The organism is Corynebacterium sp. HMSC08A12 (assembly GCF_001807485.1).
Classification (GTDB): Bacteria; Actinomycetota; Actinomycetes; order Mycobacteriales; family Mycobacteriaceae; genus Corynebacterium; species Corynebacterium evansiae.
Genome location: NZ_KV789172.1, coordinates 1 through 15,565 on the forward strand (window position 1 = coordinate 1; position 15,565 = coordinate 15,565).

The following is a 15,565-nucleotide window of genomic DNA, read 5'->3' on the forward strand; positions in this document are numbered from 1 at the left end:
TTCTCAGTCCAACTAATGGGGAGCAGTTCAGTAGCGGTTAACCGCTACGCTTCTTTTATGCTCTTCCTATGCCCCAACTTTGCAACAGCACCAATAAACTGGCGCCCCGGTTATAAGTTGGGGCGCCAAGTCGATGTGCTCGAGTCGGGGGATGTTAGTGGCCGGTGCCAAGCCGGCCAGACAGGCGGTTCAGCCGGTCCTGACTGGGACCGTCGAGCCCGATAATGGACACGGTTTTGCCTCTGTCCTGGAACTTCTGCGTAATCGCGTCAAAGGTCGCGACCGTGGAGGCATCCCAGATCTCCGCCTCAGTGAGATCAATAGTGATATGACGGGCAGAATCGGTGTAATCAAAGCGATAAACCAGGTCATTGCTTGATGCCCAAAACAACTGGCCATGCACCCGGTAGGTACGAGTATCAATCTCGCCATCGCCGTCGCCGTCGATCTCGGAGACCTTTTCAATGGAAGCGATATGTGCCATCCGACGGGCGAACATGATCATCGCGGTGACCACACCCAACACCACACCAATGGCCAGGTTGCTGGTGGCTAGGGTGGCAATAATCGTCACGGCCATAACAATGGTCTCAGAGACCGGCATGAGTTTAAGGGTGCGTGGATGCACCGAGTGCCAGTCGATGGTGCCGACCGAGACCATGATCATGATTGCCACCAGCGCAGCCATCGGGATCATGCCAACGATGTCGCCCAGTGCCAGGACCAGGACCAGCAGGAACACACCGGCTAACAGGGTGGATAGGCGGGTACGTGCCCCGGATTCGCGGACGTTGATCATGGTTTGACCGATCATCGCGCAGCCACCCATGCCGCCGAAGAAACCGGAGGCAATATTAGCCACCCCCTGTCCCCAGGATTCACGAGTTTTATCGGAATGAGTGTCGGTGATGTCATCGACGAGCTTGGCGGTCATCAACGATTCCATGAGACCGACCACGGCCATGGCCAGGGCATAAGGCGCGATGATCTGCAGGGTCTCCAACGTCCACGGCACGTTCGGAATAAACAGGGACGGTAAGGTCTCCGGCATCTTGCCCATGTCCGAGACCGTCGGGACAGTCAAACCGGCGGCAATGACCAAACCGGTGAGCACGATAATCGTGACCAGCGGGGCGGGGATCACACTGGTGAGCTTGGGGAAGAAAATCATGATCACCACACCCAAGCCGACGAGTGGGTAGACTATCCAAGGCACATCAATGAGGTGTTCGAGTTGGGCGGTGAAAATCATAATGCCCAGTGCATTGACGAAACCCAGCATCACCGATCGGGGGATAAAACGCTGAAGTTTCGCCACACCGAGGGCGCCGAGCACGATTTGTAGGACACCGCCCAACAGGACGGTGGCGATGAAATAATCCATCCCGTAACCACGCGCCACAGGAGCAATGACTAGGGCAATAGCCCCGGTGGCGCCGGTGATCATTGCCGGGCGGCCACCGGTAAAGGCGATCGCAATGGCCATGACTACCGAGGAAAACAGACCCATGGCTGGGTCAACACCGGCAAGGATGGAAAAGGCAATGGCCTCAGGGATCAGCGCCAGGGATACCGCCAGTCCGGCCAGAATCTCTATACGGATACGGGCGGGGGAAGAAAATGCGTAACGGAAGGATGCGATGATCCCGGTAGGGGCATCAGCGCCGTCTGGACTCAGGAGGGGGCGGGGGGCCGCCGTGCTAGTTTCAGTCATAGATGTCCAATCTTTGAGGGGATAGGTAACTGGGCGAACGCCCGAAAGGAATCCAACCCTCTAGTAACTTTAGGTTTGGTGATGGTGGTCATGGTAGCGGGAGTTTTACTCAACCGCCAACCCAGGCACAGGAACCCGTGGGCAACATCACCGTGAAGGAGAACAGGCAATGCAAAACAGTAATTTCAAGATCGGCGAGGTCGTTGACCAGACGGGGTTGTCGATTCCCACCTTGCGTTATTATGACAACGTCGGCCTGATTACCCCATCGGGGCGTAGCCCTGGTGGGTTCAGGCTTTATAGTGAGGCTGATGTACGTCGTGTTTTGCTGGTGCGACGGATGAAACCGCTGGGGTTTACTCTGGATCAGATGCGGGAATTCCTGGAAGCTGCGGAGATTCTTCATAGTTCAGATGGCGGGCAGGAAAGTGATACCGCACAGCAGGCACGGAGTAATGCCAAGGCCACCCTTGCCGACATTCGTGAGGAGACGCGCACCCGCTACGAAAAGCTACGCAAGCAAATTGCCTACGCTGAGGAATTCCTCGATCTGGTCAACACCCTGGCACCCTAAACTGCCCCCATCCTTCGCAGGGAGAAAAAGACCATCGTATTGAATGCGCTCTGTCGAATCGCGTTCCAGATGAAGTGGACGAACGCCCGCGGCCTCTCCGGAGTGGATGGCGATAGTACAGAGGACTTCTGAAATCCGTGCAGACGACTCCTCAAAACGACACAGTCATCCAAGGTCACAAAATCGAAAATTGTCACTTAACCCCATCACTTCCAAACCGGCTTAAGTGACAAAAAGGGGATGCGGACGTTTTTTTAGACAGTTTCGATGTCACGCTACATTGACTTTTCGGTATTCGGTAATGCTCAAACCATCGAGGCTGATCTTGATTCGGTGATTGTTGTAGAACTCGATGTATGTCGCGATTGCTTCTTCGAGCTCTTGGGGGTTCTGCCAGGTTCTGCCGTAGTACATTTCGTTTTTCATTCGGCCGAAGAACCCCTCACATGCTGCATTGTCGGGGCTACAGCCTTTCTTCGACATAGAGCGAAGTATTCCGAACTTCTCGGTCATGCTTCGCCAGCTGCTGCCTCGATAATGTGCTCCGCGGTCTGAGTGAATCACCAAGGATCCATCCATTGCCGGCTTTTCGGTTGCGATTGCTGCGTACAAAGTTTCTTCTGCTAACTCCATGGTGGGATGAACACTTGTTTTTGCTGCCACGACCTTGCCGTCAAAACAGTCGATGATGGCAGACAGGTACACGCGACCTTGGTTAGTAGCGAAAACACTGATGTCAGTCAGCCACAACCGGTTTGGATGCTCAGCATGAAAATTGCGGTTCACCAGGTTAGGTGGTGCGGGAGAAATTTCCCCTTGATAGCTGGAGTAACGCCACTTTCGTTTCGGGAACCAGGGGTGAATTCCCTCTTCGTGCATGAGACGGCGGACGACCTTCTCACTGATAACGATCCCTCGATGGCGTAGTTCCCACCAAAGTCGGCGATAGCCGTAGGTGTTATTCGACTCAGAACTGATCTCATGAAGCATTTCGCGGATATGCGCGTGCTTATCCGGAGCAAATCGCTGTTGGAGTTGGTAGTAGAAGCTTGATGCCGCAAGATCAATAGCAGCAAGCAGCATAGATAACGGAAACTCACCGCGTAACGCGTCAACCACTTCAGCCTTGTGCTTATTGCTGAGCTGACCCGGGATGACGCTGACGTCTTTTTTTACAAGTTCCAGCTCCTTTTCCAAAACAGCCTTGTCAACGAGCAGTTGAGCCATTTGCTTTTTCAGTTCTGCAGGATCATCGGCTAATGATTTCTCAAGTGCTGCTCGGGTAGGCATGCAAGTGTGCTCTTTGCGTTCTCTTTTCGACATCAAACCCCATTCTCCCTCTTCACGGTGGCGTTGTGCCCAGGAATAGACACTCATCTTTGAGCGCAGCTCGCATTCCACAGCGATGTCAGCTGGCCTCCAGCCAGCGTGGAAGAGCTCAACAGCGCGAAGCTTGACCTCAAACGGGTAGCGACTCAGTGTTCTTGACTGTTTGCGGGGTCGACCAGGTTTGGCGGGTTCACGCAACCATTTGTACAGCGTCCATCGCCCTGGATAGCCAAGTTCACGGACGGTCTTGGTCACCGATTGAGTGCGCTTGTAAACCTGCAGAGCTATGCGTCGCTGCTCCTTGGTGTATGAGCGGTTCATGATGGAATCCTCCAAGATTCCGTCCGCATCCCCAAATGCCATCGCTAAAGTCCCGATTTGAGTCCCAGGACGTGCGCCTTAAGAGAAATAACTAAAGCCCCTACCAGTGTTTCTCCTGGTAGGGGCTTGGAAGTTGGTAGCGGGGGCAGGATTCGAACCTACGACCTCTGGGTTATGAGCCCAGCGAGCTACCGAGCTGCTCCACCCCGCGACGAGTGCTGTACGCTATCGCGTCAGCGACTCCCCTACTGTAACGCAGAGCTTGGATAAAGTGAAATCGCCTGGTCACAGGCGATTTCACCAGAGCCTAACGCTCGGACTGCAAGTCCTGGACCGCCTTGTCCAGCTCGTCCAGTGCCTTACCGAACTCCTCGAAGCTGCCGGACTCGCGGGTCTTGTTCACCTTGTCCATCGCATCGCGAACGCGCTGCTCCGGAGCCGTATCGGTGCCCTTGTTGTCAGACTTGCCGGCAGCGCCCTTCGCATCAGAGCTCTGCTCGTCCTTGGACTTCTTGTCCTTGTCTGCATCCTTGCCCTTATCGCCCTTGTTACCGCTGCCTCCGTCCTTAGTCGGATCAACGACCGAACCGTCGATCTCCTGGATGTCAGTGGTGGAGGATGTCTTGATCCCTACCTGGTCCAGGGCCTCAGCAATGGTCGGGGCATAGCCCACCTGGCCGTTGTAGCTCACCAGCACGCGCAGCAGCTTCGGGAAGGCCGAATCCTGGCCACTGCGCTGCGAGTACACCGGCTCGACGTACAGGATTTGCCCGTCGCCCACCGGCAAAGTCAGCAGGTTACCGTTCGTCAGGTCGTTCGTGCCCTTCAGCAGAGTACGCTCGCGGGCGATCTCGTCGGAGGACATCATCGTGTCCTGCGCCTGGTTCGGGCCCAGCGTCTGCGTGCCCGTCGGCAACACCCGCACGTTGATTTGTCCGTAGTTATCCGGGTCGGAGCCCACAGACATGTGCGCCGCCAGGAACTCACGGCGCAGGCCACGGAACGGGGTAATCAGCTGGAACGACGGCTTGTTGGTCTCCGGGTCAGCCGCCACCACGTAGTACGGCGGCTGCGCATTATCCTGGCGGTCCTGCGGAGCCGTCGGATCCGTCGGCACGGACCAGAAAGAGTCGTTCTGGAAGAATACGCCCGGGTCGGAGACGTGGTACTTGGCGATGAGCTCGCGCTGCACCTTGAACATATCCTCCGGGTAGCGCAGGTGGTCCTCCAGCTCCTTGCTGATCTCGGAGCGCGGCTTAACCACGTCCGGGAACGCACCCCGCCAGGCCTTCAGCACCGGGTCCGATTCATCGAAGGCGTACAGATCCACGCTACCGTCGTAGGCATCGACCACGGCCTTCACGGAATTGCGAATGTAGCCAACCTCATTGTCGACGACCTGGCTCTCGCTTACGCCGTCGGGATTGAGGGCGTCCGCAGTAGAATCGGTGAGCCCAATCCGCTCGGAGTAGGGCAGGTTATTCAACGTCGTGTAACCGTCAACGACCCACTTCACACGGCCGTCAATGACGACCGGGTAGGTCTTAGAATCCGTGGTCAGCCACGGAGCAACCTTGTGCACACGCTCGCGAGGGTCGCGCTCGTAAAGGATCTTCGAGCCCTCACCGATGCGATCCGTCAGCAGCATATTCATCGACTCGAAGTGGGCAGAGAACATCAGGCGGTTGAAGTAGTTAGAAACATCCACACCACCGGTGCCGGTGTAGGTGTAATTGGATGCGTCGGTATCGTACTCCAACGGCTCGCCCTCGGAATTGCCGACGATCGCGTAGTCAGAGTTGTTCTGTTTCGACGAGGCAATAACCGGGCCGAAGTAGATGCGCGGCTGCTTGATATCCAGCTCCAGCTCGCCACCCTGCTTACCGGACTGCATCGACTGCAGATCCGCGACCGTGTAGACCGGGTAGCCACCGCGGGCAGAGCCGACGTCGCGGGCGACCTCGTCGACCTTGCGGGCAGGCGCTGCCACGAAGCCATTTCCGTGGGTGTAAACCGTGTGGCGGTTAATCCAGTCGTTCTGATTGCCGTCCAGGGTGTTCGGGTTCAGCTCGCGGGCGGCAACTACAAAGTCGCGCATCTTGCCGTCCACCTCGTAGCGATCGATCGCCAGCTCGTCCGGGAACCCGTAGAAGTTACGCAGCTGCTGTTGCTGGGTGAACGTCGGGCTCAGCACCTCCGGGTCCAGCAGGCGCACGTTAGAGAGGGTGGCGGAGTCATCGGCAACGGCCTTCTTCTGCTCCTGAGAGGCAGCGTCACCGGCAGACCCCCAGTCGCGGTCGTAGGTGACCTTGTCTTCACCGATGCCGTAGGCGAAGCGGGTGGCCTCGATGTTGCGGGCGATGTACTCGCGCTCCTTCTCCGCACGGTTCGGGTTGACGGAGAACTGCTCCAGCATCGCGGGCCACGCCAGCCCCACGGTCAGCGACGAACCCACCATCAGCGCCACCGCTAGTGCCGGGATGCGCAGGTCGCGCAGCACAATCGTGATGAAGAACATGGCTGCCACGAAGATCGAGATCACCAGCAGCACAATCTGCGCGGGCAGCGCGGCGTTGATGTCCGTGTAGGAGGCACCCGTGAACGTCTCGTGTGAACGGGTAAGCAGGCCGTAGCGGTCGAACCAGTAGCCGACCGCCTTCAACAGCATCCACACACCTGCAATAACCGCCAGCTGACGGCGGGCATTCGTAGAGATAGAGGCCTTCTCCCCCACCCGCGGGTTGCCCGTCGTGATGGAGCCCAGCAGGTAGTGGCCAACGCCGTTGATCACAAAGGCCAGGATCAACAGCACGCTGAAGGTGGAGACCAGCATCTGCAGGAAAGGCAGGTTAAAGGCATAAAAGCCCAAGTCCTTATCGAACTGCGGATCGTGCACCCCAAAGTTCGACCCGTTCAGGAACAGCAGCACCGAGCGCCAGTTGGCCTGCACAATCATGCCGGTGATCACGCCGACGAACAGCGGAATGCCCACCAGGAATGGGCGCATGTTGCGGCGGATCAGCGGCCGGTACTCAGCCAGGGGCGAGGACGTGCCAAGGGATTCGATCTCGTCCGGCCGCGCACGGTACGCCAGATACGCCGCCAACCAGGAAATCAGTGCGCCGATCAGCCCGAAGACAACAAAGAGCACCAGGCGGGTCACGATCACGTTCATGAACACGCCCTGGTAATCCACGCTGCGGAACCAGGCGAAGTCGGTGTATGTGCTCACCACCACCGGCACAATGAAGATAATGATGGCGATAGCTGCCACCAGGATTCCCAGGAACTTCGAGCGCCTGCTCGACCCTGGGCTGGACGGGAACGGCTGCTTCGGGCGACCCGAAGACGGTGGCGTGGGCGTGCTCAAGGCTTAAATACTCTCCTGCTAATCGCACCTGTGGGTATCGCTGATCGCGATGTTTCTACCAGGATACGTACAATTCTTAAAGCCTCATAACAAACCCCAACCCATCCCCCAACGAAAGAAAGGCATCACGAATGACCTCTCCCGATTCCTCCCCGAACGTCGATCTGCAGGATGAGCGCGTGCTCAACGCAGCTCTGCGCGAGGCCGTGGACTTCGTGCAGGCCGAGGGCTGGGATCAACCGGCCACCCTGTTCGCCCTGGTGCCGGCCTCTCTGATCGCCGATGCCGCACCCCAGGCCTTCGACGACGATGCCCCGGCCAACCCTTTGGCTCTGGTGGTGCAGGAGGACATCCCGGAGCACATCCGCCCTGGCAGTGAGGAACTCGGACAGTTCCTCGCCACCATCCGCTGGCCTGCCCCCGTCGTCGGCGCGATCCTCGCCCAGGAGATCACCTTCTCCAACGCCGCGCCCGGTGCGGACCCTGCCCCGCGCCAGGCTCGCTTGTTTAGCGGACTTCTTTGTGACGCCGACTTTTCCGGCCCCGAACGCTCCCTTATCCAGCTCCGCCCCAGCGAGGAGGAGCTTGCGAAGGATCCCTTCGGCCAAGACAAGGTGCAGCTGCTCGGCGGGGACGACATCGCCCCCGGCGTGATTCACACCCTGCGCGCCACCTTCGAGGCCGACGAATAAGAGCAGATAAAAGCGGGTAGCCGCTGGCTGCTACTTACAGGTATCGGCTTGCTTTCCGTCGTTGTAGTCCTTGAGGTCCTTGATCGCATCGTCGAGCGTATCGACCTTCAGTAAGGTGATCCCCTCCGGCGGCTCGTGGATCGCCTCGGCGCAGTTCTGCGCCGGCACTAGGAACACCTCTGCACCGGCTTCCTTGGCGGCGGCGATCTTGTGAGTGATGCCACCAATGGGGCCGACCTTGCCTGCGGCGTCAATAGTTCCGGTACCGGCGACGAACTTCCCACCTGTCAGTTCCTCGGGCGTCAGCTTGTCGACGACCGCCATAGAGAACATCAGTCCGGCGGACGGGCCGCCGATGTCGGTCAGGTTGTACTCCACCTTGATGTCACCGCCGGGCTGGGCGACGGCCGTCACGCCGAGGAAGGCAGTGTCCTTCGGATGGTCGCCACGCACCTCCTCCGGTAGTTCGGCGAGCTTGACCTTGATGTCCTTGTCCTTCTCCTGGCGCTTGACGGTGACGGTGACCTCGTCGCCCGGCTTGTAGCCCTTGATTTTGTCGGACAGTTCGCTGGGCAGCGTGATCTTCTCCCCATCGACCTTCGTGATGATGTCGTTGACCTCGATTTTGCCCTGCGCCGGGGAATCCTCGGAGATCTCCAGCGCCATGGTCTCCAGGGGCTTGTCCAGGTGGTTCATCGCCGAAATCGTGGCGTTGGACTCCGAGTTGGCGAACGCGGCGGCGTTCTGGCGCTGCACTTCCTCCGAAGACTTACCGGAGGGGAAGATGTGCTCGATCGGCACCAGGGTGTCGTCTGTAGAAACCCAGCGCTTCAGCGCCTGCGCCAAGGTCATGTTCGTGCGGACGGACACGGTGGTCATGTTGAGATTTCCACTGGTCGGGTGAGTCTTCGCACCACTGATGTCCACGATCTGGCGGCCATCGACCTCGCCCAAAGTATTGAACGTCGGCCCGTTCCCCTCAGCTGCGTAGGGGACGGTCAGGTTGATGTCGGTGCCGGGGATCGACGGCAGGCCAAGGAGGGAAAAGATCGCCACGACGGGCACTGCACCCACGACGATGGTGCGATTTCGCCTGTTCCAGAATTTCACCCGCCCAACTTTACATGCTTCCCCCACCAGGTTCGCCCACCCTGGCACAGGCCGAACCCTGTTCGCTCTCAGCACACGCTTTTAGCCGCCTTCACGGCCTTTCGAGGTCGTTTTCACCCTGCAACAGTCGGTACGGTGGGGTACATGAGTAAATTCGGTTTTGGCTTCCACGGCCCGCACGATTCCGATGACGACCGCGACAAAGACGGCGATAACAACCGCGACGAAAACGGAAACAACGGGAACGAGAACAACCCGTTCGGCTTCTTCTTCGGCGGCCCGATGGGCGGCGGCGCAGGCGGAATGAACGGCGGCGCGGGCAACATGGGGGCCGGCAACCTGGGCGACATCCTGAACCAGTTCGGTTCCATGCTCTCCGGATTCGGTACAGACATGAACAGTGCCGAGGGCCAGGGGCCGGTCAACTACGGACTGGCCAAGCGCACCGCGCGCCAGCGGATCGCCGCCACCAATAAGGACTCCCGCCCCAGTCATAACGACTCGCAGGCAGTCGCCGATTCCGTTCGCCTGGCCGAACTGTGGCTGGACGAGGCCACCCACCTGCCCGCCGGCGCCTCCGGCTCCGTGGCCTTTGGCCCGGCGCAGTGGCTCGACGAAACCTTCGAAACGTGGAAGCGCGTCGTCACTCCCCTGGCCGACAAGCTCGGCGACGCCGCCCTGGGTGGCGTGCCGGAGGAAATGCGCAGCCAAATTGGCCCACTGGCGGGAATGATGAAGCAGATCAACGCCATGAACTTCGGGGCCCAGCTGGGCAACACCCTGGGCGCGATGGCCACCGACGTCGTGCTGTCCACCCAGTGGGGCGTGCCGCTGGCCGAGGGCGATACCGCCGCCATCGCAACCGAACACCTGGATTCCATGGCCAAGAAGCTGGGCTGCGAGCCCCGCGAGGCGCTGATCTACCTGGCCGCCCGCGAGGCCGCGCATCTGCGCCTGTTTAAGCACGTCCCATGGCTGGTGGAGCGCCTCATCCTGGACGTCGAGGAGTTTGCCGCCGGCCTGTCGCTGGACTACTCCGCCATCGAGGAAGCCACCCGGGAGATCACTCCGGAGTCCATGAATGATCCGGCGAAGATGCAGGAGATGATGGAGAGGATGCAGGGCCAAGACCTCTCCCCCCAGGTCGTTTCCACCAACGCCCACGCCCGCGAACGCCTGGAAACCAGCCTGTCGCTCATTGAGGGCTGGGTGGATTATGTCGTAGGTTCCGCCTTGAACTCCCGCATCCCCGGCGCGGCCATGATCGGCGCCGCCTGGTCCGAGTTCCGCAACAACGGCTCCCCCGCCATGGATGCTCTGACTAAGGCCGTCGGAATCAGCTTCACTGCTCCGAAGGCAAACGAGGCAGCCGAGCTGTGGCGCAAGCTGGATGATGCGGTGGGCGTCACTAAGCGCGACGGCGTGTGGGACCACCCCGACTTCCTTCCCGTGGCCTCCGACCTGGACAACCCGGCGGCCTTCATCAGCAGCGTGGCTTTCGACGAGGACGAGATGGAGGACTTCAACCCCATCAGCGAGATCGAGAAGCTGGAGCGGGAGCTCAACGAGAAGCGCGGCAAAGAAGACGGCGAGGACGGCACCGGCGAGGACGGCGACAGCGACAAAGAGTAGCTAGCCGCGCATCCCCCAGCGCTTGAAGGCCTCCAGGTAGCCCTGCGCCCTCTCCAGGTGCGGGGTGCGCGCCTCCCACTTACGAAACTCTGGCCCGTGATTCGGCACAAACGTGTGGATCAGCTCGTGGATAATAACGGCGTCCAGCACGTAGCCGGGCACTTCCTGCAGCTGGTGCGCGATCCGGATGCGCTTGGATTGCACCGAGCAGCTGCCCCAGCGCGTGTTCATGTTCGTGACGAACTTGATCTCCCCGATTGTCGCCCGGCCGTCGAGGTACTTGTCGTTGAGCTGCACCGCCCGCGCTGCTAGCTCCTTGTTGCCCATTGTTTGACGCCGACTCTTCAGCGCCTTCCGCACCAGCTCTACGCTGATTCTGCGCAGCTCGGCCTCTCCGATGGCCGCGGGAGACATGACCAGGAACCCTTCGCCTTCTTCCCGCACCGCGACCGTCTTCTTGCGCCGGGTGGACAGGCGGATGGTGATGGACGGAACCGTCGCCTCGGGGCCCAGCTGGGCCGAAAGCTCCTCCTGCACCTCGCGGGCCAACCGCTGCGGGTCGAGCGCTTGAGAGCGGAAGGGGGGAGCCATCGGAACAACCTTTCCACCAGCGAGGACAATGCTGCGCTGCTAGGGTGAGAGGCAACTGCACAGCGCGCATGGGGAGCGCAGGCTGCCGCACTGGGATATTAGGGACTGGGGTTTTAAGTGACAGGGGTTTTAGGGGAATGCAATCATGCTAGAGCTTAACTTGCCGTCGAGCACAGCCATCCTGGCCAGGCCGACGATCGGCCTGCAGTTCGGGGTCTTGCCGCACGAGTCGATGATTCTGCCGCTACCGAAGAGTGTGAACCCTGGCCAGGTGGCACACGTGTTCGCCCTGGCACGCGGGGGAATCGACTTCGACGAGCTGCACCAGAAACTGGGCTACTGCGGGCTGGAATCAGAGGATGCGCGGCTGATGCTCTCTGAGATGGTGCAGGCGAAGATCCTGCGCCCCTCCCAGGGGAACGTAAGCTTCCACGTCCTGGCCTCCGGCGTGGCTAGCGAGCGGCTGGAACCCGTTCTGGAGGCGCTGGGCTTAAGCTACAGCATCACGTCCACGCCCAGCGAGGCCCGGCGTTCGCTAATCGCTTTGCCCGGCGCGGTGTTCCCCACCCCGGACGTGCAACATGCGCTGATGGTCAACCGCGTGGCCCACTACCCCGCCGGCATCGTGGACGGCAAAACCGTGCTGGGGCCGTTGGTCGTTCCGGGCGTTACACCCTGCTTGGCCTGCGCGGATAGCTACTACGGCAGGATCGACGACGGCTGGCGCGGCGTTCGCCTGCAGGCCACGGGCAGGCCCGGCAGCACGGAGAGGCACCTCATTCAGGCTGCCTCCACGCAGCTGGCGATGATGCTAAATGAGCACGTCCTGCCTTGGTGGCAGGCGCACAAGGACTTCATCCGCACACGCCGGGCGGCGCGGCTCCAGCAGGAACCCCCACCGGAGGAGCCGGAGATCCCCGAGGTTTTGAAGCAACGGCGGCTGGTGGACTTCGCCACCGGCGCCGTGCAGACCTATCAGGTGCCCTTCAACGACAGCTGCCTTTCCTGCCGGGCAGTGCGGGTCTAGTTGGCCACGGTTAGGCACAGTTAGGCATAGTTGCTGACGATCGCCAGCACGTCCTCACCGAACTCCTGGACCTTCACCGGGCCTATGCCCGGCACAGCCAGCAACTGGTCAGACGTGGTGGGCAGCTTTTCGGCGATGGCGCGCAACGTGGCGTCCGTAAAAATGACATACGCCGGCACCGCCTTGTCTTTCGCCTGGGTGGTGCGCCAATCGCGCAGTTCAGTGAGCAAAAGGTGGTCGGTTTCGGGGGCGTGCTGGCCGCAGCGGCCGAGGATCTTCAGTTCGGGGCTGCCCAGGCGGGCGCCGCAGACGACGCAGGCGTTCTTCGGCGCGCCGAGCCTCTCGCGGGAACCTCCGCTGCCGGAGCGACGCTGAGCGGCGGCTACTTCCTCCTGCGGGACCAGCCCGTCGAGGAAGCGGGTGCGGTGACGGTTCGCCTTCGACCCCTCCTGGCGCGCGAGCGACCAGCTGAGGTGCAGATGCTCGCGGGCGCGGGTGATGCCGACGTAGAACAGGCGGCGCTCCTCCTCGATGGCCTCCTCCGAGCCCGCGCCCTTGAGCGCATGGCGGATCGGCAGGGTGCCTTCGTTCAGGCCCACGAGGAAGACCGCATCCCACTCCAGGCCCTTGGCGGCGTGGATGCTGGCGAGGGTAACCCCCTGGAACTTCGGCGGGTTCTTCGCACTCATGCGCTCCTTCAGCAGCGCAACTACGCCCGGCATGCTCAAGGGCTCGGCGGCGCTGGCTGTAATCTCCTTCACCAGGTCGAACAGAGCCTGCAGGGACTGCCAGCGGGCGCGTTCCTGCGAGCCGGAGGGTTCGGTGGTGGTCAGGCCGACGGGGACGAGGGCGGCGCGGACGGCATCGGGTACATCTTCCGGAGCTGGGTCGTATTTCTTCGCCGCGGCGATGATGGCATTCATGCCCTCGCGGATCTCGGTGCGCTTGAAGAAGCCCTCGCCACCCTTGACCTGGTAGCCGATTCCGGCCTGCTCCAGTTCGTATTCGTAGTTCGCCGACTGCGAGTTGATGCGGTACAGGATCGCGATGTTCGCAGGCTCCACGCCCTTGCTGATGAGTGACTGGATTTCCTTGACCACCGCCACCGCCTCAGCGGGTTCGTCCGGATATTCGTGGAACTGCGGGAGGGGACCTGCGGGGCGCTGGCCCTCCAACTTCAGGCGAGTGCCCGCCACGCGCCCTTTCGCCTTGCCGATGACGTTGTTGGCCAGGTCCACGACCTGCGGGGTGGAGCGATAGTCGCGGTACAGGCGCACCGTGGTGGATTCCGGGTACTTGGTGGTGAAGTCCAGCAGGTATTCCGGGGTGGCTCCGTTGAAGCTGTAGATCGTCTGGTTAGCGTCGCCCACCACGGTCAGGTCGTCGCGGTCGCCCACCCAGGCGTCCAGCACGCGCTGCTGCAGGGGCGTGACGTCCTGGTACTCGTCGACGACGAAAGTGCGGTAGCGGGAGCGGAACTCGTCGGCGATGCCCGTGTTGGATTCGATGGCCGCCGCCATGTGCAACAGCAGGTCGTCGAAGTCCAGCAGCATGCCCTCGGGCGTGGTCTTCATGCTCTCGTACCCCTGAAAGACCTTGACGAATGTCTTGGGGTCTACCGGGCAGTCGCGGCGCCGGGGCTCGACGTATTCCGGGTAGTCTTCCGCGCTGATCAGAGAGGACTTTGCCCATTCGATCTCCCCGATCAGGTCGGCGAGCATCGCGGTGCTGGTTTCCACTCCCACGGCCCGGGCGGCGCGGGAGACAATGCGAAACTTGTTGTCCAGCAACGTCCATGGCAGGTCGCCTGCGTAGGCGGGCCAGAAGTACTTCAGTTGCCGCATCGCCGCGGCGTGGAACGTCTTGGCTTGCACCTTCGGGATGTTCATGAGCGCCAGGCGCTCGCGCAGTTCCGCGGCGGCGCGGGCGGTGAAGGTGACGGCAAGCACGTGGTCGGGGTTGACGAACCCGCCGTCCACTAGGTGGGCAATGCGGTGGGTAATGGTGCGGGTCTTACCGGTGCCGGCGCCGGCGATGATGCTGACCGGCCCGCGCGGGGCCGAGGCAGCTCTTGCCTGTTCCGGGTCCAGTCCGTCCAGCAGGGAGCTCACTTAAGGCACCCCTACTTCGCGCCGAGGATGTCGTCGGCTCCCGGATTAGAGCGCACATACAGCACGCGGTCGCCCGGTTCGATGGTCTCCGCCTCGGCGGAGTCGATGCGGTACAGCTCGCCGGAGCGCACCACGCCCAGTACCACGTCCTCCAGAACGCGCGGGTTGCCGCCCACTTCCTCTTCGCTGACCAGCCGCTCGGCGATGGAAAAACCTTCGTCCGGGGACAGCAGATCCTCCATCATTTCCGTCACTGACGGGGTGACGGTCGCCAGCCCCATCAGACGGCCCGCCGTTTCGGAGGAAATCACCACGGAGTCCGCGCCGGACTGGCGGAGCAGGTGCGAGTTATCGGATTCGCGCACGCTGGCGACGATGGTTGCGGACGGGGCGATCTCACGCACCGACAGGGTGATCAGCACGGCGGTATCGTCCTGGTTCGGAGCCACAACGACGGCGCGGGCACGGTTAACACCGGCGAGTTTTAGCACGTCGGACCGGGTGGCGGAACCCTGCACAGTGACCAACCCCTGTGCGGAAGCCTGGTCCAGCACCTCCCGGTCCGTATCCACGACCACGATCTGCGAGGGCGATACGCCGTCGGCCAAGAGTGCTGCGATGGCGGAGCGCCCCTTCGTGCCATAGCCGATGACGATGGTGTGGTTGCGCATTTTCTTCCTCCAGCGGCGGATGTTGAGGGTCTTGCGGGACTCTTCGGTAAGGACGGACAGCGTGGTACCGACCAGCAGGATCAGGAAGATCAGGCGGGCCGGGGTGATGATGAGGGTGTTTACGAGCCGCGCATTTTGCGTCTGCGGCGAGACATCACCATAGCCCGTGGTCGACAGGGATACCGACGAGTAGTACAGGGCGTCTACAAACGTTTCCATCCCCTCGTACCCGTCCCGGTCGAAGTAGGCCAGGCAGGCGACGAACAGCACCAGCAGGAAAGCGTAGAACATTCGTCGGACGATGAGCCACCAGGGGCTTTGCACCACTGAGGTTGGGATCTGGACGATGTTAAGCAGCGCGTGCGGCGGTAGCTCATCGACTTCATCGTCGGCGCGGAAGCGTTCGCGCAGCCGGTACTTCAT

Annotated in this window: 11 protein-coding genes and 1 tRNA gene; 4 read left to right on the plus strand and 8 right to left on the minus strand. The window is 61.1% G+C overall.

Going from position 1 to position 15,565, the window contains the following annotated elements; genetic code table 11:
* Positions 1-154 precede the first annotated feature (154 nt).
* Positions 155-1,714 (minus strand): SulP family inorganic anion transporter, encoded by a 1,560-nt coding sequence (locus HMPREF3166_RS04145; RefSeq protein WP_034664651.1) that lies wholly within the window; start codon positions 1,712-1,714, stop codon positions 155-157.
* Between the two features lie 169 nt (positions 1,715-1,883).
* Here HMPREF3166_RS04145 and HMPREF3166_RS04150 point away from each other — a divergent pair, with 169 nt between their 5' ends.
* On the plus strand, positions 1,884-2,288 hold the full coding sequence (locus tag HMPREF3166_RS04150; RefSeq protein ID WP_034664654.1) for a MerR family transcriptional regulator: 405 nt from the start codon (positions 1,884-1,886) through the stop codon (positions 2,286-2,288).
* Positions 2,289-2,558: 270 nt separating this feature from the next.
* On the opposite strand, the gene HMPREF3166_RS04155 is transcribed toward HMPREF3166_RS04150, so the two are convergent.
* The 3 genes from HMPREF3166_RS04155 to HMPREF3166_RS04165 all read right to left on the minus strand — a co-directional run bounded on the left by HMPREF3166_RS04155 (position 2,559) and on the right by HMPREF3166_RS04165 (position 7,308).
* Positions 2,559-3,938, minus strand: a complete 1,380-nt coding sequence (locus HMPREF3166_RS04155) for an IS3 family transposase (RefSeq protein WP_083293817.1) — start codon at positions 3,936-3,938, stop codon at positions 2,559-2,561.
* 134 nt (positions 3,939-4,072) lie between these two features.
* A tRNA-Met gene (locus tag HMPREF3166_RS04160) sits at positions 4,073-4,149 on the minus strand.
* 96 nt (positions 4,150-4,245) lie between these two features.
* Positions 4,246-7,308, minus strand: a complete 3,063-nt coding sequence (locus tag HMPREF3166_RS04165) for a UPF0182 family protein (protein WP_070487807.1) — start codon at positions 7,306-7,308, stop codon at positions 4,246-4,248.
* A gap of 131 nt (positions 7,309-7,439) precedes the next feature.
* Here HMPREF3166_RS04165 and HMPREF3166_RS04170 point away from each other — a divergent pair, with 131 nt between their 5' ends.
* Positions 7,440-8,000 (plus strand): PPA1309 family protein, encoded by a 561-nt coding sequence (locus HMPREF3166_RS04170; RefSeq protein ID WP_035004270.1) that lies wholly within the window; start codon positions 7,440-7,442, stop codon positions 7,998-8,000.
* A 30-nt stretch (positions 8,001-8,030) separates the two neighbouring features.
* Here HMPREF3166_RS04170 and HMPREF3166_RS04175 read toward each other — a convergent pair whose 3' ends face one another.
* On the minus strand, positions 8,031-9,110 hold the full coding sequence (locus HMPREF3166_RS04175) for a YlbL family protein (RefSeq protein WP_070487808.1): 1,080 nt from the start codon (positions 9,108-9,110) through the stop codon (positions 8,031-8,033).
* A 144-nt stretch (positions 9,111-9,254) separates the two neighbouring features.
* Here HMPREF3166_RS04175 and HMPREF3166_RS04180 point away from each other — a divergent pair, with 144 nt between their 5' ends.
* Positions 9,255-10,742: a zinc-dependent metalloprotease gene (locus HMPREF3166_RS04180; RefSeq protein ID WP_070487809.1), complete on the plus strand. Its 1,488-nt coding sequence runs from the start codon at positions 9,255-9,257 to the stop codon at positions 10,740-10,742.
* Here HMPREF3166_RS04180 and HMPREF3166_RS04185 read toward each other — a convergent pair whose 3' ends face one another.
* A complete protein-coding gene (locus HMPREF3166_RS04185) occupies positions 10,743-11,333 on the minus strand; it encodes a M48 family metallopeptidase (RefSeq protein WP_070487810.1) in 591 nt (196 codons plus the stop codon). It lies immediately after the preceding gene.
* Positions 11,334-11,478: 145 nt separating this feature from the next.
* On the opposite strand from HMPREF3166_RS04185, the gene HMPREF3166_RS04190 reads away from it, so the two are divergent.
* The gene (locus HMPREF3166_RS04190) at positions 11,479-12,360 is read left to right on the plus strand and encodes a hypothetical protein (RefSeq protein WP_070487811.1); all 882 of its coding nucleotides are present in this window, start codon (positions 11,479-11,481) and stop codon (positions 12,358-12,360) included.
* A 20-nt stretch (positions 12,361-12,380) separates the two neighbouring features.
* On the opposite strand, the gene HMPREF3166_RS04195 is transcribed toward HMPREF3166_RS04190, so the two are convergent.
* Positions 12,381-14,471: an ATP-dependent DNA helicase UvrD2 gene (locus HMPREF3166_RS04195; RefSeq protein ID WP_070487812.1), complete on the minus strand. Its 2,091-nt coding sequence runs from the start codon at positions 14,469-14,471 to the stop codon at positions 12,381-12,383.
* Positions 14,472-14,482: 11 nt separating this feature from the next.
* Positions 14,483-15,565, minus strand: a complete 1,083-nt coding sequence (locus HMPREF3166_RS04200) for a potassium channel family protein (RefSeq protein ID WP_070487813.1) — start codon at positions 15,563-15,565, stop codon at positions 14,483-14,485.

Coding starts and splice junctions, on each gene's coding strand:
- HMPREF3166_RS04145 (WP_034664651.1), bottom strand. CDS start 1,714: ATGACTGAAACTAGCACGGCGGCCCCCCGCCCCCTCCTGAGTCCAGAC.
- HMPREF3166_RS04150 (WP_034664654.1), top strand. CDS start 1,884: ATGCAAAACAGTAATTTCAAGATCGGCGAGGTCGTTGACCAGACGGGG.
- HMPREF3166_RS04155 (WP_083293817.1), bottom strand. CDS start 3,938: ATGAACCGCTCATACACCAAGGAGCAGCGACGCATAGCTCTGCAGGTT.
- HMPREF3166_RS04170 (WP_035004270.1), top strand. CDS start 7,440: ATGACCTCTCCCGATTCCTCCCCGAACGTCGATCTGCAGGATGAGCGC.
- HMPREF3166_RS04180 (WP_070487809.1), top strand. CDS start 9,255: ATGAGTAAATTCGGTTTTGGCTTCCACGGCCCGCACGATTCCGATGAC.
- HMPREF3166_RS04185 (WP_070487810.1), bottom strand. CDS start 11,333: ATGGCTCCCCCCTTCCGCTCTCAAGCGCTCGACCCGCAGCGGTTGGCC.
- HMPREF3166_RS04190 (WP_070487811.1), top strand. CDS start 11,479: ATGCTAGAGCTTAACTTGCCGTCGAGCACAGCCATCCTGGCCAGGCCG.
- HMPREF3166_RS04200 (WP_070487813.1), bottom strand. CDS start 15,565: ATGAAGTACCGGCTGCGCGAACGCTTCCGCGCCGACGATGAAGTCGAT.